This window comes from Rhizobium favelukesii, from assembly GCF_000577275.2.
GTDB classification, from domain to species: Bacteria; Pseudomonadota; Alphaproteobacteria; order Rhizobiales; family Rhizobiaceae; genus Rhizobium; species Rhizobium favelukesii.
Genome location: NZ_HG916852.1, coordinates 2447043 through 2467433, shown reverse-complemented (window position 1 = coordinate 2467433; position 20391 = coordinate 2447043). Strand labels below are relative to the sequence as shown.

Below are 20391 nucleotides of genomic sequence, written 5' to 3'. Positions count from 1 at the left end.
CGGCTTAGCCGATTTTCATCAGGATTGGAAAGGTCTGCTGGAACCAGATTGCCACGTCACTGACGAACCCGAACATGAAAGCGAGGCCGGTCAGGATCAGGAACGCGCCCATGACTTTCTCGACCGTTCCGAGATGTCGGCGGAAGCGCGTCAGAAAGCCCATGAAGGCACCGGAAAAGCCAGCGGCAATCCAGAACGGGATGGCAAGGCCGAGGGAATAGACGGCGAGGAGCCCGGCACCCGAGCCAACCGTCTCCCGCGAGGCTGCGACGCCAAGGATCGCACCGAGTACCGGGCCGATGCAGGGTGTCCAGCCGAAAGCGAAGGCTAGGCCCATGACATAGGCACCCGTCAACGTCGCCGGCTTGTCGGTGCCCCGAAAGCGCGCCTCGCGGGCCAGAATTCCAATTCGGAAGACCCCGAGGAAATTCAAACCCATGACGATGATGATCAGGCCGCCGATCTTTGCCAGGAGATCGAGATGCTGACGAAGCGCCATGCCGATGCTGGATGCACCAGCCCCGAGGGCCACGAAAACGGTGGCGAAGCCGAGCGTGAAGAAAAGCGCTGAAAACAGCACGCCCCGCCGCGCATCCGGGGCAACGGCGACCGCACTGCCGCCGCGGAACTGCTCGACGGAAATGCCGGCCATGTAGCAGAGATAGGGCGGAACGAGAGGCAGGACGCAAGGAGACAGGAACGAAAGCGCGCCGGCAAATAGGGCGCTCAACAAGGAAATATCGGCGATCGACACTTAGGGACTCCGGCGGCAGGCAATCATCCGCGAAGTCCTATCGCAGCCTAGGCATCGGGGCCAATCACCTTTTTGCGCTTCTTTTTGAAAAAGAGCCTCCTGAAATGCTGGCGCGCAGTCTGCGCACCAGAGATCGACGGGGATTCTCACGCCGTCGGCGACGGCGGATTAGCGGTCGCCGCAGACGGTCCTGTATTTGGTGATGTAGTGATGATGGCTCTTCTTCTGGTCGGGCTGTTCCCAGCATACCTGCCGGGACGCATAGCTCGGACGATCATAATCGTCATCGTCGTAGGCATAGCGCGGGCCGTGTCTGTAGTAGCGGGGCGGTGGCGGATCGTCATAGTAGCGCGGACCTCCGGAGCCGAGTTCGAAGTATACGCCGTCCGCGAAAGCTGGTGCGCTCACAAGCAGCGTCGCAAGTCCAGCAGCTGCAACAATAAGCTTTCTCATGATCGGTCTCCATCTGTATCTGCTGACGTAACGCCTTTGGAGCGCTGTTGGTTCGACAGATTAGATGTGAGGAATGAATGCGCACTGAAACGGGCGTTCATGTTCCAGTCATGTGGGAGATGACCACAGAGCGTTATGATTCGATGGAGCTTGCCCCGCACGGCCGGGCGTTAAATGCATCGGAAACTGAATACGGTGAAAGACAGTCGCACACAATTTCTGCAATGTGCGGGGATCAGATGCTCGGCGGTCCGCCGCCATCGGTGCCGCAATCGACGTCGCGAGGCAGACAAACGCTACGGCTCAATGATCAGCATCCGAAACATGGGGAATATGCAGTATGTGGCCATCGAGCAGGAGGAGGAAATGTTCTTCATCGAGCCGATTCACGATCTCGCCGTCCTCCGTCATATAATCGGTCTTGGGCGAAGCCGCGTTCTGTCCAGAAATCCTGATCTGCTGAATGACAACGTAGGTTTTCCCTCCGTCGTCCTGACACCGAAACCGCCTTTCCTCTCTATAGTTCGACATGGCTTGGCCTCCATCGCATCAAGAGGAATCTTTGCCGTCATCAATGCGATTTCAAGGCCCGACGATTATTTCGGACGATTTGACGCGAACAGATTGAGACGTCCGTGCCGAAACGCAGTCTGGGATGGCCGCCAAGGACGGGTCCTCAGCAGCGTTCAAACCGGAAGCATCAGGCCCGGCCCGGTAAATGGCTGCGAACCATCAATGAAATTAACGGGACGCAGCGTGCGCGACACGATTGCCGGCGTTCTGGGTAGCATTGACGGTATTGGCCGCATCGCGCCCGACGCCCTTGATCGTGTTTGCGCACGAACTCAATACAATGAGCAGGCACAAGGTAGCAGTAACTTTGGCGGTGATCGTCATCGGGGCGTTTCCTAGCATTACAGTTGCATATCTATCTGTGGTCTGAATCTATGGGTCTCCATGATTCGGAGGTCATGGATGACAGGTGCATCAATCGAGACGACGCTTGAGCTTTGGGCATCATCGTTGCGCGACGTGAAGGCTCGCATGCGCAGACTGTTTACGCAGGAGCGAGTTGCAGCCTCTGCGAACCTTTTCCTGGACGGCTTGCTGGGTGACGAGCGGCGTAAGACAGGTTGGATGCGTGCTGAGGCGGCCGGTGATCCCGGCCCGTGGCGGCAACAAGCCATTCTGGGGCGCGGGCGCTGGGACGCGGACGCACTTCGCGACATCGTGCGAGAGTATGTCGTAGAAAACCTCGCCACGGATGATGCGGTCCTGGTCATCGACGAGACGGGCTTCCTCAAGCAGGGCAAGACATCGTGCGGTGTTGCACGTCAATATACAGGTTCGGCTGGCAAGATAACGAACTGCCAGATCGGTGTGTTCGCCGCCTATGTGTCCGTTCGCGGTCATGCCTTTATCGATCGAGCCCTGTACTTGCCCAAGAGCTGGACTGGCGATCCGGCAAGGCTGGCAGCAACTCATGTTCCTCAGGCTATAGCCTTCGCTACCAAACCAGGCTTGGCTGTCGAGATGATACGGCGTGCGCTGGCAGCCGATGTGCCGTTTTCATGGGTGGCCGCAGATGCGGTGTATGGCGTCGGGGACGTTGAAGGGACCCTGCGTCGAGCCTGCAAAGGCTACGTTCTTGGGGTTAAATCGGACCACCATTTCGGCTCCTGGTCGGGTAAGCCTCCGGTCGCCGGCACAGCGCAGGAGATCGCCCGTGATCTCGATCCAAGTGCATGGCAACGTCTTTCCGCCGGTGAGGGCACCAAAGGCGCGCGGCTTCATGACTGGGCCTACTGTGAACTCGCCGATCTCGATGCCGACGAATACAACGAGACGACATCAGGGCTTTGGACCCGTGGCCTCCTGATCCGGCGCAATATCAGCGACGGTGATCTCGCATTCTTCGCCACATGGTGCCTGGCCGGGACGGACATCCAGACGCTCGTTTCCGTTGAAGGCCATCGCTGGGCGATCGAAGACAGCTTCGAGACCGCCAAGAACGAGCTCGGACTCGATCACAATGAAACCCGGTCATGGCATGGCTGGCATCGCCACGTCTCCCTCGTCATGCTTGCCTTCGCCATGATGGCGGTGATCCGGTACCGCGCCAATGACGCGACGCCCCCAAAAAGACCGCGGATGCCGACCATCAGGATTTGATCCGCTGGTCTATCCAGGAAGTCCGGCGCATCGCCATCAGACTCGCCCAGCGTCGCATAAACCCCGCCTACGTCATCGCATGGTCATGCTGGAGACGCGCCCATCAGGCGGCCGCTCGACGAGCTCATCTCAAAACTAAAATGCAACTGTAATGCTAGTTGAAGACGATAGCTAATGCGCCAGACCGCAAGTTGTTCAAAACGAACCGGAATCGCGTTGAGCCAGTCCATGAAATGAGGGCGGGAAGGGATGTCCAAGGAAAAGCCCGGCGGGTAGAATCCACCGGGCCTTTTGGACCTACATAGGCGATGCTGGTCCGGCAGCGCGGATTTCAAACGCTGCACTCTTTTAACGAAGAACGCGACCAAAGGTTCCCACAAATACTATTCCGCCGCCCAACCTTACGGCGCGTGCTATGCGGTCTTGAATCGTTCCCTCTGGGGGCAGGGGTGCTCATTCGCGGGCTTCGCAGGCTTTGCGCTCAAAAGGCTAGCAGGCGCTGCGGAAGCCAAGCTGCCGCGATGGCGCGTTTGAGGGCATCGAATTTCACGCTTCCTTCTCATAACGGAACGTCATTTCTTTTGTTCACTAAATTTATAGACAATACTCGATGCAATAACGAAGGAGAGATATATGTCGCTGCGATTGGTGGGCATTGCCGGTAGCTTCAACCGTCCGTCCAAGACCTATGCCCTGGTCGAGCATATTGCCGGGCTTGCCGCTGCAAACTACGGCTTTTCCTCGAAGATCTACGATCTCAAGGACGTTGGCCCATCATTGGGCACTGCCCTATGGCGCAGCGAGCTGGATGAACAGGCCAGCCAGGTTCTCGATGATATCGTCAAGGCGGATGTCCTGGTTGTCGGCTCGCCGACCTACAAAGGATCCTATCCTGGCCTTTTCAAGCATCTGATCGATCTTATCGAGCCGAGCGAACTCCGCTCCAAGCCGATCATCATCTCTGCGACCGGTGGCGGGGATCGCCATGCCCTGATTGTCGAGCATCAACTGCGGCCACTGTTCGGCTTCTTCATGGCCCACACGCTGCCGACGGCCGTCTATGCCTCGGACCGCGATTTCGTCGACTACAAAGTCGTCTCCGAGGCGCTGTCTGGCCGCATCGGCTCTGTCGTCGATGAGTTGGCTGCCTTCTCCTTCCTCCCGTCGGTAAAGGCCACGCTTCAAGCCGCCGAGTGAGATCCGGGGGATGGTGAGATGGACAGTGCGGAGAAGACGCCGATGGGAAGCGAGCTTTGGAGCGTCTTCGACTTTGCTCGCCGTTATCGACTGACGGTGCGCGAGCAAAACCGTCTGCTGATGCTGTTCGGCCCCGTCGCCACCGCCGCGGACTTGCTTTCGAATGCGAGGCGCAACCAGTTGATCTGACAAGGTATGCAAGGAGAAGCCGATGCTGCAGTCTCTTCTTTTATGGCTACGGTGGGCCGTCCTCGGGCCTCCGCAACCGACGGCGAGCGCACCGCGGATCGAGCTGCAAAGTGACGGCGAGCCGACGGCCCGCGACTATGAAATCTACTATTGGAACCCATCTCCGGGGCCCTGGTACTGAGGGATCGTCATGGCTGTTTTCGATGATCGCCGCATCGCTCCGCGAAGCCGGCTTGTAGGTGTTGTGGCAGATATGGCCGCTTCTGTGGCCACGGTGCTCGCCTTCGGGCTCCTCTTCGCGATCACTCTCGGCGTTCTCTAGCAACGGATAGCTCACACGACGCGATAAGGATTGATGATGACGCCAGTACTTGTTCTTCCCGGGCTCTTCGGATCAGAGGATGCGCATTGGCAAACCGCCTGGCTGCGGGATCATCTTGAAAGTCGCCTCGTCCATCAGGACGACTGGGATCATCCGCATCTGAGAATCTGGCGGGCAAGACTCGAGGCCGTGCTCGAAGAGGTCGGCGAGGCCTACATCGTGGCCCATAGCTTAGGATGTCTGCTTGCAGCGAGCCTCGCCGGGCGGCCTGCCGCAGCACGGGTGAGGGGAGCGCTCCTCGTGGCGCCGTGCGATCTTCCCGCGACCGAGAAGCTTCATCCCCGCCAGATTGCTTTCGGCACGATGCCGACGGCTGAGCTGACGTTTCCAAGCATCGTCGTCGGCAGCCTGAACGATCGTTACATGTCGCTCGACCGCCTGACGCTCTTTGCCCGTCTCTGGGGTAGCGAGTTGCGCAACGCCGGTCTGGCCGGACACATCAATGTCGCCAGCGGCTATGGCCGTTGGCCGGGCGGCTACCGTGTTTTCGAAGCGCTGAAAGCCAGGACCCGCCATCTCGAAAAGATACCGCAGAAAAAGCGGTCTCTCGGCAGAGAGATCTCGTCCGCGTGGTAGAGGATCTCATGGCGTCGCCAAGACGATCATCGACGACGTCGGGTGAAACTCGCCGGCGGACACTTCGTCGTCGTGCGTGGGTTCTCCTCGAATATGCGCATGATCTGGACGACCAATCTGACGCGCCGAAGATCGAGAAGCTCTGTCAAATGATCGACAGAATGAGCGTGGATATTGCTGCGGCTGATAAGGCGAGCTTTGCGGCTATCCTTCATCAGGCGACCGTTTTGACGCAGGTGCTTGAACAGCGGCTGAAAACGGCTAGACAATTCACCCGTCATTGAAAACCAACGCCATTTTTACCAACAAGGGTCAACGCTCATGAGCCTCCGCATCAACGATATCGCACCTGATTTTACCGCTGACACCACGCAGGGTCCCATCCAATTCCACGACTGGATCGGTGATGGCTGGGCGGTGCTCTTCTCGCACCCAAAGAACTTTACGCCGGTTTGCACGACCGAGCTTGGCGCGATGGCAGGACTGGAGCCCGAATTCCGCAAGCGCGGCGCCAAGATCATCGGCATCTCCGTGGATCCTGTGGAAAGCCACGGCAAGTGGAAGAACGACATCAAGACGGCGACCGGCTTCGATGTCGAGTATCCGTTGATCGGCGACAATGACCTGAAGGTCGCCAAGCTCTACGACATGCTGCCCGCTGGAGCCGGAGAAACGTCGGAGGGGCGCACGCCGGCGGACAATGCGACCGTCCGTTCGGTCTTCATCATCGGTCCCGACAAGAAGATCAAGCTGATCCTCACCTATCCGATGACGACGGGCAGAAACTTCAACGAGATCCTCCGCGCGATCGATTCCATCCAGCTGACCGCAAAGCATCAGGTTGCGACGCCGGCGAACTGGCAGCAGGGCGAGGACGTCATCATCACGGCTGCCGTTTCGAACGAGGACGCGGCAACCCGCTTCGGTTCGTTTGACACGGTATTGCCGTACCTGCGCAAGACCAAACAGCCACAGGCGTAGTCTTCGGGCAGGGGCAGGTATAGGACGGGAGGGCTTGATGGCACAGGAGCGGCAATTGCACCTCGGCGCCTTCATGCGTCCTGTCAGCCTGCATACAGGGGCCTGGCGCTACCCCGGCGCCTATCGAGACGCGAACTTCAACTTCAAGCACTTGAAGGAGTTTGCGCAAAAGCTGGAGGCGGCGAAATTCGACGCCTTCTTTATGGCCGACCACCTTGCCGTGCTCAACATGCCCGTGGAGGCTCTGAAGAGAAGCCAGACGGTAACCTCCTTCGAGCCGTTCACGCTGCTGTCGGCGCTTGCCGCCGTCACTGATCGGATCGGCCTCATTGCGACGGCCTCGACGACCTTCGACGAGCCCTATCACGTTGCCCGCCGCTTCGCTTCTCTCGACCATATCAGCGCCGGGCGCGCGGGCTGGAACATCGTAACGACGGCCAATCCCGATGCCGCGCTGAATTTCGGCCTCGAGGAACATGTCGAGCACGGCGAGCGCTACCACCGCGCCCGGGAATTCTACGACGTCGTTACCGGGCTCTGGGACAGCTTTGCCGACGACGCCTTTACGCGCGATGTCGAAAGTGGGCAGTTCTTCGATCCAGCCAGAATGCATGTCCTCAATCACAAGGGCGAGGAGCTTAGCGTGCGCGGCCCGCTCAACATCGCCCGCCCGCCGCAGGGCTGGCCGGTGATCGTGCAGGCGGGGCAATCCGAGCCGGGCCGCCAGCTTGCCGCCGAGACAGCAGAAGTCGTCTTCTGTTCGCCTCGCGACCTACCGGCCGCGCAGGCGCTCTATGCCGATATCAAGGGGCGCATGACCGCGATCGGCCGGGATCCTCACAATCTCAAGATTCTGCCGGCCGCCTTCATCGTTATCGGCGACAGCGTCGAGGAGGCGCGCGCGAAGCGGGCGCGTCTCGATAGCCTCGTTCACTATGACAGCGCCATCGCATCCCTCTCGATCGCTCTTGGTCACGATGCTTCGGGCTTCGATCCGGATGGGCCGTTGCCTGACATAGCGGAGACGAATGCCAGCAAGACTGGCCGCGCGCACGTGCTGAAGCTTGCCCAAGAGGAGCAGTTGACCGTTCGGCAGCTCGCGCAGCGCTATGGCGGCTACTCCGGCCTTGCCTTCGTAGGAACGCCGGAAACGATTGCCGACCAGATGACGAAATGGCTGGTGGAGTGCGGTAGCGACGGTTTCAATGTCGTCTTCCCGTATCTTCCCCAAGGTCTCGGCGATGTCGTCGATCGGCTCGTACCCGAGCTGCAGCGGCGAGGGATTTTCAGGCTGGATTACGAGGGCACGACACTGCGTGAGCACCTTGGCCTTCCTCGACCCACCAACAGATTTTTTGCAAGTCCCTGAACCGCGATAATGGCGGAAGAGATGTCGGATGAATTGTGTGCTGTGCGTGGCGTCCGGGATTTTCCGTTATCATATTGAAATTAATAGTAATGTTATTTTAAGAATCCGTGCTGATTCGCTATAATTGCGGCTGCAACGGACTCCCAAAGTGGGGAACGACTTGGCGCGAGGGCTCAACAAACTTTCAGCTTCCGCACCGCTCTTTGAGGGAAGATAGTCCCGATATGCGTACGACAGTCCACCACGAGAACGCGCGTTGCGACAGGTTCCCCATCATCAGCTGGCTCCCTTGTGCCAGCATTTGCAGCGCATAAATCGGGTGAGCGTTCGTCGGCGGTCATTTATTTCCACTTCCCGGCGTAATACCCCTCGCATCTACCTAATGGCGCGATACATTGCTGCCTGCAGCGTAAACCGCCCTGGCGAGGAGAAGCAAGGATGAGCAGATTTCGTGCTTTAGTAGCAGCCGGAGCGATTATTAGTCTTTCGGCGCTCACATCGGCATGCGCGACTCCCCCGAACTCGATGGGCTCCGCATCAGGCTATCAGCCTGGCGATTCATTGAATCGAGCCTGCGCGGATGGCTTCAGGCCGAGCGACGGCCGCTCGTGCAGTTACTGACGGGCGGTGCCCATGGTAAGCAGATAACTGGCATATCACTGATCTCGTCCATGCGCTCTCTTGATGTCATCCCAATACGGATAATGCTCGGCACACCACCATCGCGTTTCAACGCCCTTGGACGAGGTGTGGCCGAAGCCTCCCCATTTCCCGCATCCCTCCACACAGCAGTAGTGGTTTACGTGAATGTTGGCGCCAGGCGCCTTCGAGTGGTTTTCGATGCTCATCGCGACAGATTCCTACCATCAATCGCGCGCCCTTAGAGCCGCATTTGCATCGCATGAGACCGGCGACCTGGCCCAGCGTCAATCCTTTTCGAACTTCCTTTGTATCTCCCACCGCCGACGGGTTTGCGCCGCTTGCACTGTGGGCATGGGGCGAGCAACGCCTCATATTGCGCGAGTTCGCAAGAGTTCGTCCCTGCTCAGGCTTCGGCGCCGGAGAAGGGATGCCAAGTAATTGCTCGCTGAATGATCATAGGACAGTCGCCTTGCGCACGAGGCGGGCCTGAGCATACCCCCAGGTACACCCCCGTTTTCCATATCATCTCAACCAGCACCACGACGTGCACAGTTCCACCACCGCAAGGTCACGAGTCTACTAGCTTACCCGTGGCGCCGCTTCGAATGAGCACCAGATTGCCGGCAACGAGTGTCAGGTTTGGGCTCACCCAGTGCATCTTACCCATCGACTCGGATCGCATACGTGCCTTCCGTCAGAGCTTTGCATAAGCTCGTGTTGTCCGTATTCTTCGCAAATCCAAACGGCGAAACCGACATTCCAGGCGCCGCCGAGCATCAGAAGATTGGTGACGCGGGATCGATGGCGGATGCGAACGGATAACCAGCCTCAGTGGCCTAAACAAGCTCTGCCGACAGCAGCGCCTTCTCAAAGCGCTCGCGCGCGAGATCCGGCGATCCTCGACCGCGGATTGCCGCGAGGATCGCCGCCACGGCCTTGTCGAAGTTACGATCTTTTGCTTCTGGCCAACTGGCGGTCATGAACTCTTTTGCCGCCAGCGGTCCAAAGATCAAAGTGCCGCCGGCGCGGATCGGTCGATCCCACAGTACAATATTCACTTGCATGTCCTTATTGTTTTTCTACTAGAAGCATAATGCAAGTTGGGCTCGGAGTCTAATGACGGTGTCGTGTGAGAACGTCCGGACGGGCAACCTCTCGACGAAAACGAACCGGCTTCCATGTATCGAGGTCAGGAAAACTCAAGGAGTTTAGGGGTATGGATGGCGAAATCCCCGTCTTTATCAGCCCGAGGGACGTCGAAATTGAAGGCAACGGCCGATATCAGCATGCTGATACAGTCGCGGATCTCGCCGCCATACTCCTCGGCAGCAAATGGAAAAGCCGTCCATCGTTCCACCGTGCACTCATGGCGTCCTTGGAGGGACTGGACTTCTACACCGATGCAGCGACAGCGCGGGCCGCTTTCGCAATTGCGGCACACGAAGTGGGGCTGCACATTCTGCCTGACGATCGCGAGAAAATGCAAAAGAAGCCCCGCAGGGCGCGGGGCATCAGGAATGATGAGCAGCGCCCTAGAGCGGGCGACGGCGGAAGGTACGCCTCATGAAGGGCGGGTTCAAGGTAAGCAAATGATTGTCGTTCCTCGACGTATCACGCGACGGCGGCCGCATTTCATCGCAATGATGCTAGTGCCGTTCTTTCTTATTTGCGGATTGCCAAAGGTTGCAATCGCAGATCCCGTTACCGATGATGGTCGTGCCTTGATAACGGCCATAGGGAAGAACGATTTTCTTAGCGCTCGCACTATCTTACGTCGCGGGAATGTCGACGGAAATGGATTTGCCGATGGGCGATTCAAGCGAAGCTTTGTGAAGGAAGCTCTGTACGGGCAGGCTGATGATCGTTTGATTGACCTGCTGATGGAGAACGGCGCGGACCAAAAGGGATGGGACTATTTCGCCGGTCGCCTCTCGAGTGCTTATGCTGTCGCTGTCGGAGGAGTCAAAAGACGCGGTGCTGAATCTACGGTTCGGATCATAAGGGCGCTGAGGAGTAAAAAGTTCGAACATATCCGTGGGGTGAAAGAGAACATAAGTCTCCTTGCAGTTAACGGGCTTCCCTACCCAGACTTCCTCTCCATCGTTGACGAGTTGGCTGCCGATGGAATTGACCTGAAGGGAGAGTTTCGCAACGGGACGCTCAAGATGGTGCGAGTTTTCGATACAGGCTTGGAGGCCACTTGGCCGTATCTTCTTAAAATAATTGACGTGAATGAGGCCGATGCGTGGGGAAATACCATTACGAGCGTATACGCTGGGGCCAATTGCACGGTGGAGAGTTGGCAGGAAGACAATCCAAATTGGTTTTGCAACGAGGATCCTGCCAGGTTGAGGAAGATTGAAACCGCCGTCCATTCGCCGGGGTTTAAGGGAGACACCCTTCTTCTAAAGGCCGGAGGCTGGACCACGTTTGACTATCTGGGCTTCACCTCCGGTCAAACTGGCAGTTGCTTCAGCATCCCACGCGACGTCAGTCCTGTTCAGGATGAAATTCAGGACTTCGTGAAATCCACCTTCTCTGGAGAACTATCGCAATGGACACCGGTGAAAGACCCGTCATGTTCGGTGCGCGGTTCGACTGTCATTTGCAAATGCCTGAGGCCGTAAGGCAGGTCTGCCAAGGATGCCGCACGAGATCGTGGATTATCGACGATGAAACTCCCCATGTTCGCGCCACATCTGGCACAGACAGCTGACGCGGCAGCGGATGGGGGTTCATGCCAGCAAGAAAAGCAACCTGTAAATCTTCGCGACGCCACCCAGCCTCGGGGTCTAAAGGCTGCGTGGATTGGACATATGCAAGGGCTGCCAGAGTTGCCCTGTCCACCATTCAAAACACCTTCCCAAAATAGACCCATGCCACCGGTGGCGGCGTCGGCCGTCCTAGGGCGGTCAAGTATTCGTGATAGCCCTAGCATCTGGTTGATGGGGCGGCATTTTCACGTCAAGGACGCAAAGTCGCCACGGCGAGGGGACGCCATATGAGCAGATTTCAGGCATTTGTAGCAGCTGGAATGCTGATCGGTCTGGCTGCGATTACTTCAGCGTGTACGACGGCGCCGCGAAATCCAAACCCGCCTGATTATCAGTACCAGCCGAGGACTTCCGTGAATCCAGCTTGCGCGGGTAGGTTCAGGCCGAGCAATGAGCGTTCTTGTAGTTACTGACCCCGATGGCCCGACTTGGCGGCAGCATCAAGTCGATATCCAGTCGCCGGAAACGAATAAGGCAGCCATCCCAGCACGGTGATCGAAAGGGAAGCCCTCGGCAGGGTGTTGCTGCAACGTGGCTGTCGCATGGGGCGAAAGCTTCCCTTCTTGTCCTGGCTCCCCAGCGGGTCAGAACAATTATAGATTACGCCGATCTGCCGGGATCGCTAGTTGGACCAAAGCCCAAGAAATCGAGGGGAGGTTCAGCAGCTAGGTGTACGCGCAGGGGATCGCTGTCGAGAACCTGGCCCCTCAACGCGTCCTGCCCTTCGCGACAGGACGCCGGTGAGACTTCAGGCGGGTTAAGGGTGGTCTGCCTGAAGTCGCGTGCAATGAGGGTATCATTAGCACACTAATCATCATACGCTCATGGCAGCGGGTTGGGGAGAGAATTCGTCTCGGCAGGTCGACTTGGGGAGCGTCAAAATAGGACTGCAGCTCCTCCTCAAGCTGAACACAGATTTGCTCGTATTCCTCCAGGAGTATCTTGTTGCCACCCTCAGCGCGCAACTTGGCGCGGAACCTGACGGCGTCGCCATAGTTCTCGATATCTTCGGTCCACCAGTATGCAATATAGGCATAGGGGGACGAAGATGTGGGCAGCGCACTAGAAGGGCCGCCAATCATAGCGAAAGCTATCGAAACGTGGGTCTTCCATGTTCAAAGCCATCACGAATGAGGCCGCGCCGAAGGATAGCCATCATCAGGCCCATTTGGGGTTCGGACAGGCCCTATGACATAAATTCTCCGACAGCGTCTTCGAACGGGTAATCATACCATATCTTGAATTTGGGAAATTTCACGTTTTAGCGAACGTCGCCGACCTTCGCATCGACAGGAAACATGGGCCATATCCGCAGCCGCGAAGATAAAACCGTAATCAATTCGGGTTAGCACATACTTCGCTTGGAGTAGCCCATGCAGTTGCGTTGCTGTCATTGAGCGGTCGAAAAAAAGCCCCGCAGTATGGGCGGGGCAAGGTCAGGGCTCCGGAATGCTCGCGTCCAGAAGGCCGCGAGCGAAGCGCAAAACGCGGTGGGCTATGCCTTGGTTCCATCTCGGTCGAGATCGAGGCCGCGTGCGGCGTCGACGATATGCTTCAGGTGGCCAACGTCGCGCACGCCCTGCTGATAAAGCTCGATGGTGATTGCGGCAATGCGATCCGCCTCCTCGGAGCCAGGCTCTATTTTGAACTCTTCGCAAATGGCATCTAGAACTACGTGGCATTTGTGTAGGCCGTCAGAATCCAGGGGCACATCGCGGCGACTGAAGTGTTTGCGAGACATCACAACATCCTCCATGAAGAACATCTCTGTTGCCATCGCTAGAGACCCCGCCAGAAGAGCGGGGCCAGCGCTGGGACATAGGAAGGGTCGAGGCGAATGCCTCTGGCGGTAAATGCGACTGCCTGTCTTTTGTTCCAGCTTCGTCACATTCAGAAATGTCGATGAACGGTTGGCAAAAAACGTTCGCCGTTCGACCGCCTGTTACCGCCCCGAACAGCAAGGCCCGCCTCCAGGCATGCCGCGAGGAAGAGCTCTTTGCTTACTGCTGGAGGGGTTTGTCGCCGAAGGGCATTCCGACAGCTGATTACGGCTGCATCGTGATAAGCACCGTGGGCTTTGGGCCATTCGTTTTCGAGAAAGTCCAGGGTATCGTGGATACTCTCGAAAGACTTTTCAGCGCCATTCTGAAGTCGAACATTTACAGGGGTGTTCCAAAGGACATCCGGCGTTGGCATTTTTTCCTCCTTAATCTACCAACTGCAATATGAGTAAAATCTAATATGGGAGGCGCACGCGTGCAAGGGTAAGATCGGTGCCAAAGGAAAAGGCCGGCACCTCCATCAGCGCCGACCCCAGCTGCCAATTCATCCGTGGTCAGCCGTCAGAAACATGATGGGTTGAGTGCAATCCAAGTCGCTGAGCCGTCAAGCTTGGCTTAGGGAGCGAGGCGCCACCACTTCACGATGCGATGCGCCTCCGCCTTGCCTTCGTCTGTCAGTGCGTATGTCTCAACCTCGTCGCGATAGCCTGTTGTCAAGCGAACGGCGCCTTTTTCGATCAGCCAATGCATGTGGCTCGGGCACACTCTTTCCATAGTGCCAAAAGTCAACGCGTTTTGCCTCTTCCAGACCCACGTCCGTCACTTTCCACATGATATCGCCATCTCGGTCTTTCTTCCCCGCAACAATGGCGCCGTTTTCCGCCAACTTGTCCATTGTGAATGCCCCGGCATTTGGGATTGCTGGATGAGTTCGAGCGTCTGGATGCGGTCAAGTTCCACGAAGCGCGCGCCGTCATCACTGGCCGCACATGTTCCGCTATGGGCCCCCAGTTTCAGGAAATCACAATGGATTGCGCCGATCGACCGCATCGCACGGTACGTGGCGAGTACTTGGTAGCGACCGATGGATACCGAGACGCGACGCATCTACACGCTAATTCTATTCCACCGGCAGGGCGGAAAGTGCTGCTATCGCCGCAGGTTCATGACGATATCTTACGAGCCGCGTGAGCGTACGCCCGCGGGCTGCGACGCTGGAACATCTTCGCCGCCGTGCCGATGGCGGCAAAGACAACAGAGACAATTTTGCCGCTGCGTGTAAGTCCTGCAACGATAGCCGCGGCAAATGGGACTTGCTTTTTTACGCGAGTTGGAAGCGTAACGAGTTTTAGGCGCGAGATGCGCGCCGGCCGCCATGATGGCGTGCCGCTTTTATTCTCAGTCACCAACGGCCGGCGCGGTCACCACCTGCGCCAAACACAAGCAGCGCGCCGGCCGGTGTTTTTTCGGGAAGTCCGCAGCGGGAGCTGTTCATCCGAGGTTAAGGCCTATTAACCCAGGCTCGCAGCCTGAAAGGATGCGCCGATGATGAAGAAGCTTTTTCCCACACTCGCAGCCATGGTCCTGGCTGCATCTTTCGCCCTGCCGCTAAACGCCATGCCGATCGTCGTGCCGAAAGCAGCACCTATCCACACCGCCGACGTTGAGCAGGTCAAAAACCGCGGTCATGGTAATGGATATGCGTATGGCCACTGGAAGAATCGGCGGTACGCGTACCGAGACTGCCGGTATTACGGCTCGTGCTACCGTCCGCGGTATTACGGCTATCCGCGAGATTATGGCTATCGCGACTATTACCCCTATCATCGCAGGTCAGGTGTGAGCCTATATTTCAATTTCTAGTCGGCATGCCACGGACAGTGCCCGCCTGAGGATACTGCACCCGTCGGCGCGAATGCCGGCGGCTTTCTTCGGTTCGACATGACGTTGGGCCTGCCAGCAGTCTGGGGCCATTTTGGCTATGCTCTAGGCAATGTTTCTGGCAGACAATCGCAGCTCGGATCGCCAGCGTCGGGGCCCTTACACACACAAACTCCGGGCTGCGACCAGCGACGGCGCATCGCACGCCTGCATCGCTCCACGTCAGCTCCGGCGCCCATCCGTGGTGACGATCTCAAACTTGCCATTATCCGGCGCTTCGCACTACGACTTAGCGCGCGCTACTTTTGACATGCGCTGGGAGTTCCTTGATTCGTATGTAGAAGCGCAGTTGTAGGAGGCGGACGCCGGGCGGCCGATCCGAAGTGATGTATGGACTCTCGAGGAAATGCCTGATGGACTGAGGGGATGACAAAAGCTCCTTGGAAGCCTCCAAAGCCTCCAAAGCCTCTCCCCAGCGAAGCCGATGCGCCCGCCCGTTCGCGCGCACGAAAACCGCGCGATCCGTCGCAACCCCGCCTCCCACTCGATCCTATGCCGGCGCGCATAGAAGAGTGCCTTGCGCTCCTCAAGCCGCGCCCGCCGATCGGCCCTGATTGGATTTACGAGGTCAAAATGGGATGGATATCGGATCGCCGTCCATCTCAACAATGGGAACGTGCGCATTCTCACGCGCGGTGGCCATGACTGGACGCATCGCTTCCCCGCGATTGAGGCTGACGCTAAACGGCTCGGCGTCGGCAGTCCCATTCTCGACGGCGAAGCCGTCGTGCTAGCTGCGGTATGCGTCGTATAAGGGGCTGCTAGCATTACAGTTGCATATCTATCTGTGGTCTGAATCTATGGGTCTCCATGATTCGGAGGTCATGGATGACAGGTGCATCAATCGAGACGACGCTTGAGCTTTGGGCATCATCGTTGCGCGACGTGAAGGCTCGCATGCGCAGACTGTTTACGCAGGAGCGAGTTGCAGCCTCTGCGAACCTTTTCCTGGACGGCTTGCTGGGTGACGAGCGGCGTAAGACAGGTTGGATGCGTGCTGAGGCGGCCGGTGATCCCGGCCCGTGGCGGCAACAAGCCATTCTGGGGCGCGGGCGCTGGGACGCGGACGCACTTCGCGACATCGTGCGAGAGTATGTCGTAGAAAACCTCGCCACGGATGATGCGGTCCTGGTCATCGACGAGACGGGCTTCCTCAAGCAGGGCAAGACATCGTGCGGTGTTGCACGTCAATATACAGGTTCGGCTGGCAAGATAACGAACTGCCAGATCGGTGTGTTCGCCGCCTATGTGTCCGTTCGCGGTCATGCCTTTATCGATCGGGCCCTGTACTTGCCCAAAAGCAGGACCGGCGATCCGGCAAGGCTGGCAGCAGCTCATGTTCCTCAGGCTACAGCCTTCGCTACCAAGCCAGGCCTGGCTGTCGAGATGATACGGCGTGCGCTGGCAGCCGATGTGCCGTTTTCATGGGTGGCCGCAGATGCGGTCTATGGCGTCGGGGACGTTGAAGGGACCCTGCGTCGAGCCTGCAAAGGCTACGTTCTTGGGGTTAAATCGGACCACCATTTCGGCTCCTGGTCGGGTAAGCCTCCGGTCGCCGGCACAGCGCAGGAGATCGCCCGTGATCTCGATTCAAGTGCATGGCAACGTCTTTCCGCCGGTGAGGGCACCAAAGGCGCGCGGCTTCATGACTGGGCCTACTGTGAACTCGCCGATCTCGATGCCGACGAATACAACGAGACGACATCAGGGCTTTGGACCCGTGGCCTCCTGATCCGGCGCAATATCAGCGACGGTGATCTCGCATTCTTCACCACATGGTGCCTGGCCGGGACGGACATCCAGACGCTCGTTTCCGTTGAAGGCCATCGCTGGGCGATCGAAGACAGCTTCGAGACCGCCAAGAACGAGCTCGGACTCGATCACAATGAAACCCGGTCATGGCATGGCTGGCATCGCCACGTCTCCCTCGTCATGCTTGCCTTCGCCATGATGGCGGTGATCCGGTACCGCGCCAATGACGCGACGCCCCCAAAAAGACCGCGGATGCCGACCATCAGGATTTGATCCGCTGGTCTATCCAGGAAGTCCGGCGCATCGCCATCAGACTCGCCCAGCGTCGCATAAACCCCGCCTACGTCATCGCATGGTCATGCTGGAGACGCGCCCATCAGGCGGCCGCTCGACGAGCTCATCTCAAAACTAAAATGCAACTGTAATGCTAGGGCGTAAACCCATTAATGTTCTTGGCGTTTTGCGTGCCTCGTGATTCAAGGCTTCCGAATGAGGAGCCATGATGACACGCCGCCGCTACGAACTCACGGACCAGGAATGGTCGATTATTTCGCCACTTCTTCCCAACAAGCCGCGCGGCGTTCCCCGTGTCGACGACCGACGGGTGTTGAATGGCATCCTTTGGCGCTTCCGAACAGGCTCTCCTTGGGCGGAAGTTCCGTGAGCGTCCGGTGAGCGGATTTTGCAGAACGAGCCAGTTAGGCGATGTTCTGGCATTAGAACCAGCATTAGTGCTGACACTAATATCAGATCTGAGAGGTTGGCATGGCTCGCATGGAGATCATTTCCGGCGTTGAGCGTAGGCGGCGGTGGTCGAAGGAAGCGAAGCTGGCGATATTGGCTGAAGCCAATCAACCGGGCGTTCGGATTGGTGATGTCGCTCGTCGCCATGACATTTATCCTGCGCAGATCCGTTTATGGCGGAAAACGCTTAGCCACTTCGCTGTGTCAGCGACGTTCCTTCCGGTCCACCTGGTCAACGAAGTAAGCCTCGGGCAGATGCCGGCGGCCGGCGGGGCGCCCGCGCTTATCAAGATCCAGCTACGAAATGGTCGCAGTTTGAAAGTTCCGGCGGACATTGAACGCAAGACGCTGTCATCGTTGATCGCGTGTGTTGAGGCTGCATGATCGGGCCGACAGGAAATGTACGGGTCTACTTGGCTTGCGGGGTGACCGATATGCGGCGCGGTATCGATGGTCTGTCTGCTATGGTCGAGGCGGTGATCAAGGAAGCGCCGGGTTCCGGAGCGATCTTCGGCTTCCGTGGAAAGCGCGCCGACCGGATCAAGCTTCTATGGTGGGATGGCCAAGGGTTCTGCCTATTCTACAAGATTCTTGAGCGCGGATACTTTCCTTGGCCGACGGCGAAAGATGGTGTTGCGCATCTGACGCAGGCTCAGTTGTCGATGCTTGTTGAAGGGATTGACTGGCGCCGACCAGCGTGGACTTCCGCCCCTGGCCGCACGGGTTAAAAGCTATATTTTACAGGGACATCCGGGGCAAAACGCTAGTGCTTTCGCTGCAAATCGGCTATGTTTTTGGGCATGAAAGCACCGCCGCTGGACAGTCAGGACGAGCTATTGGCATTGCGCGCGCTCGTCGCTGAACAGGCGGCGAAACTCAGCGCGCAAGAAGCCGAAGTCATCAAACGCGACTCGATCATCGGTCTTCTGCGTGCGCAGCTGGAACTGCTCCGACATCGGCAGCACGGCGCATCCTCGGAAAAGATCGATCGGAAGATTGAGCAATTCGAACTGATGCTCGAGGAGATCGAAGCTTCTCGCGCCGAGGCTGATGCTCGTTCCGAAAAAGGCCTGCTGCCAGATCTGGATGATACCCCCGACAAGCCGAAACGCAGACCTCTGCCGGATGGCCTTCCAACTGAAGAGCAGGTGTACACAGCGCCCTGCAGTTGCCCGACTTGTGGTGGCATGTCCTTCCTGAAGGCGGCCGACAAGGTGGTCCAGGTGATGGAGCATGTGCCGGCTTCTGTGAAGATCGTCCGGCATATCGAGAAGCGCATGGTCTGTAAGGACTGCGATACAATGGTATCGGGTGAGATGCCGAGCTTGCCGATCGAGCGAGGCAAACCTGGACCAGGACTGCTCGCACACATCATGGTCGCCAAATTTGACGATCATATCCCACTCTACCGTTTGTCCGAGATGTACGACCGGCTGGGGATAGACATCTCCCGGTCTGTCATGGCGGACTGGGTTGGCCGTGTGTCCGTTCTGCTCTCGCCCCTCATCTTGCTGATCAGAGCCCATATCGCGGCCGTCGACCGAATACACACGGACGATACGCCGGTCGATGTTCTCGACCCAGGACGAGGAAAGACGAAGACCGGCAGGGTCTGGGTCTATGTGTTCGATGGCAGCGGCTACCAGGATCCCACGCCCGGAGCGATCGCCTATTACTATAGCCCCGACCGAAAGGGCGTGCATCCGGCTGAACACCTCGCTCACTTCAGCGGCGTAATGCATGCGGATGGGTATGCTGGCTATAGCAAGCTTTACGGCAACCAGATCATCGAAGCTGCCTGCATGGCGCATGTGCGCCGCAAGTTCCATGATGTGATCAAGCTCAAGCCATCTCCGATCGCCGACGAGGCTCTGTCGCGCATCGGTGCACTCTACGATATCGAGGATCGTATCCGCGGCATGTCGGCTGACGAGAGGCGAACACTGCGCCAGCAACACGCCAGACCCATTCTGGCGGACCTCAAGGCCTGGATTGAAACGACGCTTTCGACGCTGCCGCAGAAACAGAAGCTTGCAGAAGCGATGCGATACGCTCTCTCGCGATGGGCAGCTTTGAGCGTCTACGTTGACGATGGCCGTGTCGAAATCGATAACAACATAGCTGAGCGCGCTATGAGGCCACTCGGAATTGGAAGAAAAAATTGGCTCTTTGCTGGGTCAGACAAGGGCGGCGAGCGCATCGCCAATATCCTGACCATCATCGAGACAGCTAAACTCCATGGCCACAATCCAGAGACCTATCTGACAGACGTCCTGACCAGGATCCAGAGCCATCCGAAGGATCGACTTGATGAACTGCTCCCGTGGCAGTGGACTCCGGCAAAAGACCGGTACGAGGCTGCGTGATGGCACGCTCAAGGATCATCTATACCCTCAAAGAGGTCGCTGAGATGATCGGCGAGAACCTCGAGTTGATCGAAGAGGTGACCGCCAACTCGGATAATATCAGCGAAGGCGAATTGCTTTATGTCCGCGACGGCAGCGAATACGGCACAAAGGGCCTGACCGAGAACGGCGTGGACGAGCTCCAAAATCTCCTCGCCGACATACGGACATGGGATGGTGGAATCCGCCAGTTTCTCGTCGATGAACAATGCGATCCGGATGTGGTCGAACGCGTTATGGCAGACGAGATGAAACGCGGCCTATAATATCGGCCTCTCG

The 20391-nt window shown here is 57.9% G+C and carries 26 protein-coding genes and 2 pseudogenes; 20 read left to right on the top strand and 8 right to left on the bottom strand.

The genetic code is table 11. From position 1 onward, the window contains the following. Positions 1-4: 4 nt before the first annotated feature. The 4 genes from LPU83_RS50825 to LPU83_RS74140 form a co-directional block, all read right to left on the bottom strand. The gene (locus LPU83_RS50825; RefSeq protein WP_024316997.1) at positions 5-754 is read right to left on the bottom strand and encodes a cytochrome c biogenesis CcdA family protein; all 750 of its coding nucleotides are present in this window, start codon (positions 752-754) and stop codon (positions 5-7) included. A 168-nt stretch (positions 755-922) separates the two neighbouring features. Continuing rightward, positions 923-1207 (bottom strand): hypothetical protein, encoded by a 285-nt coding sequence (locus tag LPU83_RS50820; protein WP_024316998.1) that lies wholly within the window; start codon positions 1205-1207, stop codon positions 923-925. 303 nt (positions 1208-1510) lie between these two features. Continuing rightward, a complete protein-coding gene (locus LPU83_RS74145) occupies positions 1511-1738 on the bottom strand; it encodes a hypothetical protein (RefSeq protein WP_024316999.1) in 228 nt (75 codons plus the stop codon). A gap of 210 nt (positions 1739-1948) precedes the next feature. Further along, positions 1949-2104, bottom strand: coding sequence for an entericidin domain-containing protein (locus LPU83_RS74140; RefSeq protein ID WP_024317000.1), 156 nt, complete (start codon positions 2102-2104; stop codon positions 1949-1951). Between the two features lie 60 nt (positions 2105-2164). Between LPU83_RS74140 and LPU83_RS50805 the strand changes: the two genes are divergently transcribed. From LPU83_RS50805 to LPU83_RS74135, 10 genes are all read left to right on the top strand, one after another. Continuing rightward, the gene (locus tag LPU83_RS50805; RefSeq protein ID WP_082321211.1) at positions 2165-3379 is read left to right on the top strand and encodes an IS701 family transposase; all 1215 of its coding nucleotides are present in this window, start codon (positions 2165-2167) and stop codon (positions 3377-3379) included. Positions 3380-4012: 633 nt separating this feature from the next. Next, positions 4013-4576 carry an FMN reductase gene (gene msuE, locus LPU83_RS50800; protein ID WP_024318793.1) on the top strand — a complete coding sequence of 188 codons (564 nt, stop codon included), beginning with the start codon at positions 4013-4015 and terminating at the stop codon, positions 4574-4576. Positions 4577-4594: 18 nt separating this feature from the next. After that, complete coding sequence (locus tag LPU83_RS73055; RefSeq protein ID WP_167546207.1) at positions 4595-4765, top strand: hypothetical protein; 171 nt, start codon at positions 4595-4597, stop codon at positions 4763-4765. Positions 4766-4787: 22 nt separating this feature from the next. Further along, positions 4788-4946 (top strand): hypothetical protein, encoded by a 159-nt coding sequence (locus tag LPU83_RS50795; protein WP_157997356.1) that lies wholly within the window; start codon positions 4788-4790, stop codon positions 4944-4946. A gap of 9 nt (positions 4947-4955) precedes the next feature. After that, the gene (locus LPU83_RS75160) at positions 4956-5087 is read left to right on the top strand and encodes a hypothetical protein (protein ID WP_258579806.1); all 132 of its coding nucleotides are present in this window, start codon (positions 4956-4958) and stop codon (positions 5085-5087) included. A 36-nt stretch (positions 5088-5123) separates the two neighbouring features. Then, positions 5124-5723: an RBBP9/YdeN family alpha/beta hydrolase gene (locus LPU83_RS50790; protein ID WP_024318794.1), complete on the top strand. Its 600-nt coding sequence runs from the start codon at positions 5124-5126 to the stop codon at positions 5721-5723. 149 nt (positions 5724-5872) lie between these two features. Continuing rightward, positions 5873-6007, top strand: a complete 135-nt coding sequence (locus LPU83_RS75155) for a hypothetical protein (RefSeq protein WP_258579805.1) — start codon at positions 5873-5875, stop codon at positions 6005-6007. Between the two features lie 37 nt (positions 6008-6044). Continuing rightward, positions 6045-6704, top strand: a complete 660-nt coding sequence (locus LPU83_RS50785) for a peroxiredoxin (RefSeq protein WP_024318796.1) — start codon at positions 6045-6047, stop codon at positions 6702-6704. A 37-nt stretch (positions 6705-6741) separates the two neighbouring features. Beyond that, a complete protein-coding gene (locus LPU83_RS50780) occupies positions 6742-8073 on the top strand; it encodes an LLM class flavin-dependent oxidoreductase (RefSeq protein ID WP_024318797.1) in 1332 nt (443 codons plus the stop codon). Positions 8074-8511: 438 nt separating this feature from the next. Beyond that, complete coding sequence (locus LPU83_RS74135) at positions 8512-8694, top strand: hypothetical protein (protein WP_082321210.1); 183 nt, start codon at positions 8512-8514, stop codon at positions 8692-8694. A gap of 35 nt (positions 8695-8729) precedes the next feature. Here the strand turns inward: LPU83_RS74135 and LPU83_RS50775 are convergent, their stop codons facing one another. Both LPU83_RS50775 and LPU83_RS50770 read right to left on the bottom strand, forming a co-directional pair. After that, positions 8730-8921, bottom strand: coding sequence for a hypothetical protein (locus LPU83_RS50775; protein WP_082321209.1), 192 nt, complete (start codon positions 8919-8921; stop codon positions 8730-8732). 630 nt (positions 8922-9551) lie between these two features. Then, complete coding sequence (locus tag LPU83_RS50770) at positions 9552-9773, bottom strand: DUF982 domain-containing protein (protein WP_024318798.1); 222 nt, start codon at positions 9771-9773, stop codon at positions 9552-9554. 459 nt (positions 9774-10232) lie between these two features. On the opposite strand from LPU83_RS50770, the gene LPU83_RS50760 reads away from it, so the two are divergent. Next, entirely contained in the window at positions 10233-11342 is a 1110-nt protein-coding gene (locus tag LPU83_RS50760; protein WP_231052287.1) for a hypothetical protein, read from the top strand. A 1642-nt stretch (positions 11343-12984) separates the two neighbouring features. Here LPU83_RS50760 and LPU83_RS50755 read toward each other — a convergent pair. Together LPU83_RS50755 and LPU83_RS50750 are read right to left on the bottom strand one after the other, a co-directional pair. Then, positions 12985-13230, bottom strand: coding sequence for a hypothetical protein (locus LPU83_RS50755; protein ID WP_024318801.1), 246 nt, complete (start codon positions 13228-13230; stop codon positions 12985-12987). Between the two features lie 149 nt (positions 13231-13379). Then, positions 13380-13685 (bottom strand): DUF982 domain-containing protein, encoded by a 306-nt coding sequence (locus tag LPU83_RS50750; RefSeq protein ID WP_082321207.1) that lies wholly within the window; start codon positions 13683-13685, stop codon positions 13380-13382. Positions 13686-14457: 772 nt separating this feature from the next. Between LPU83_RS50750 and LPU83_RS74125 the strand changes: the two genes are divergently transcribed. The 9 genes and pseudogenes from LPU83_RS74125 to LPU83_RS50705 all read left to right on the top strand — a co-directional run bounded on the left by LPU83_RS74125 (position 14458) and on the right by LPU83_RS50705 (position 20378). Beyond that, on the top strand, positions 14458-14622 hold the full coding sequence (locus LPU83_RS74125) for an HNH endonuclease (protein WP_225039648.1): 165 nt from the start codon (positions 14458-14460) through the stop codon (positions 14620-14622). A 193-nt stretch (positions 14623-14815) separates the two neighbouring features. After that, positions 14816-15133: a hypothetical protein gene (locus LPU83_RS50740; RefSeq protein WP_024318804.1), complete on the top strand. Its 318-nt coding sequence runs from the start codon at positions 14816-14818 to the stop codon at positions 15131-15133. 444 nt (positions 15134-15577) lie between these two features. Next, a pseudogene (locus LPU83_RS50735) lies at positions 15578-15944 on the top strand (ATP-dependent DNA ligase); the annotation flags it as partial. Positions 15945-16021: 77 nt separating this feature from the next. Further along, on the top strand, positions 16022-17236 hold the full coding sequence (locus tag LPU83_RS50730) for an IS701 family transposase (RefSeq protein ID WP_082321206.1): 1215 nt from the start codon (positions 16022-16024) through the stop codon (positions 17234-17236). A gap of 229 nt (positions 17237-17465) precedes the next feature. Further along, a pseudogene (locus LPU83_RS50725) lies at positions 17466-17624 on the top strand (transposase); the annotation flags it as partial. Between the two features lie 104 nt (positions 17625-17728). Next, a complete protein-coding gene (gene tnpA, locus LPU83_RS50720) occupies positions 17729-18091 on the top strand; it encodes an IS66-like element accessory protein TnpA (protein ID WP_037069819.1) in 363 nt (120 codons plus the stop codon). Further along, positions 18088-18435, top strand: coding sequence for an IS66 family insertion sequence element accessory protein TnpB (gene tnpB, locus LPU83_RS50715; RefSeq protein ID WP_018240454.1), 348 nt, complete (start codon positions 18088-18090; stop codon positions 18433-18435). Before tnpA ends, tnpB begins: the two co-directional genes overlap by 4 nt. Positions 18436-18507: 72 nt before the next feature. After that, entirely contained in the window at positions 18508-20073 is a 1566-nt protein-coding gene (tnpC, locus tag LPU83_RS50710; protein ID WP_037070317.1) for an IS66 family transposase, read from the top strand. Then, positions 20073-20378, top strand: a complete 306-nt coding sequence (locus LPU83_RS50705; protein WP_037069814.1) for a hypothetical protein — start codon at positions 20073-20075, stop codon at positions 20376-20378. Before tnpC ends, LPU83_RS50705 begins: the two co-directional genes overlap by 1 nt. Positions 20379-20391 lie beyond the last annotated feature (13 nt).

Bases quoted from the DNA above. Each gene is read 5' to 3' on its own strand.
- LPU83_RS50820 (WP_024316998.1), bottom strand. From the start codon at position 1,207: ATGAGAAAGCTTATTGTTGCAGCTGCTGGACTTGCGACGCTGCTTGTG.
- LPU83_RS74145 (WP_024316999.1), bottom strand. From the start codon at position 1,738: ATGTCGAACTATAGAGAGGAAAGGCGGTTTCGGTGTCAGGACGACGGA.
- LPU83_RS74140 (WP_024317000.1), bottom strand. From the start codon at position 2,104: ATGACGATCACCGCCAAAGTTACTGCTACCTTGTGCCTGCTCATTGTA.
- LPU83_RS50805 (WP_082321211.1), top strand. From the start codon at position 2,165: ATGATTCGGAGGTCATGGATGACAGGTGCATCAATCGAGACGACGCTT.
- msuE (WP_024318793.1), top strand. From the start codon at position 4,013: ATGTCGCTGCGATTGGTGGGCATTGCCGGTAGCTTCAACCGTCCGTCC.
- LPU83_RS73055 (WP_167546207.1), top strand. From the start codon at position 4,595: ATGGACAGTGCGGAGAAGACGCCGATGGGAAGCGAGCTTTGGAGCGTC.
- LPU83_RS50795 (WP_157997356.1), top strand. From the start codon at position 4,788: ATGCTGCAGTCTCTTCTTTTATGGCTACGGTGGGCCGTCCTCGGGCCT.
- LPU83_RS75160 (WP_258579806.1), top strand. From the start codon at position 4,956: ATGGCTGTTTTCGATGATCGCCGCATCGCTCCGCGAAGCCGGCTTGTA.
- LPU83_RS50790 (WP_024318794.1), top strand. From the start codon at position 5,124: ATGACGCCAGTACTTGTTCTTCCCGGGCTCTTCGGATCAGAGGATGCG.
- LPU83_RS75155 (WP_258579805.1), top strand. From the start codon at position 5,873: ATGATCGACAGAATGAGCGTGGATATTGCTGCGGCTGATAAGGCGAGC.
- LPU83_RS50785 (WP_024318796.1), top strand. From the start codon at position 6,045: ATGAGCCTCCGCATCAACGATATCGCACCTGATTTTACCGCTGACACC.
- LPU83_RS50780 (WP_024318797.1), top strand. From the start codon at position 6,742: ATGGCACAGGAGCGGCAATTGCACCTCGGCGCCTTCATGCGTCCTGTC.
- LPU83_RS74135 (WP_082321210.1), top strand. From the start codon at position 8,512: ATGAGCAGATTTCGTGCTTTAGTAGCAGCCGGAGCGATTATTAGTCTT.
- LPU83_RS50775 (WP_082321209.1), bottom strand. From the start codon at position 8,921: ATGAGCATCGAAAACCACTCGAAGGCGCCTGGCGCCAACATTCACGTA.
- LPU83_RS50760 (WP_231052287.1), top strand. From the start codon at position 10,233: ATGATGAGCAGCGCCCTAGAGCGGGCGACGGCGGAAGGTACGCCTCAT.
- LPU83_RS50755 (WP_024318801.1), bottom strand. From the start codon at position 13,230: ATGTCTCGCAAACACTTCAGTCGCCGCGATGTGCCCCTGGATTCTGAC.
- LPU83_RS50750 (WP_082321207.1), bottom strand. From the start codon at position 13,685: ATGCCAACGCCGGATGTCCTTTGGAACACCCCTGTAAATGTTCGACTT.
- LPU83_RS50740 (WP_024318804.1), top strand. From the start codon at position 14,816: ATGATGAAGAAGCTTTTTCCCACACTCGCAGCCATGGTCCTGGCTGCA.
- LPU83_RS50730 (WP_082321206.1), top strand. From the start codon at position 16,022: ATGATTCGGAGGTCATGGATGACAGGTGCATCAATCGAGACGACGCTT.
- tnpA (WP_037069819.1), top strand. From the start codon at position 17,729: ATGGCTCGCATGGAGATCATTTCCGGCGTTGAGCGTAGGCGGCGGTGG.
- tnpB (WP_018240454.1), top strand. From the start codon at position 18,088: ATGATCGGGCCGACAGGAAATGTACGGGTCTACTTGGCTTGCGGGGTG.
- tnpC (WP_037070317.1), top strand. From the start codon at position 18,508: ATGAAAGCACCGCCGCTGGACAGTCAGGACGAGCTATTGGCATTGCGC.
- LPU83_RS50705 (WP_037069814.1), top strand. From the start codon at position 20,073: ATGGCACGCTCAAGGATCATCTATACCCTCAAAGAGGTCGCTGAGATG.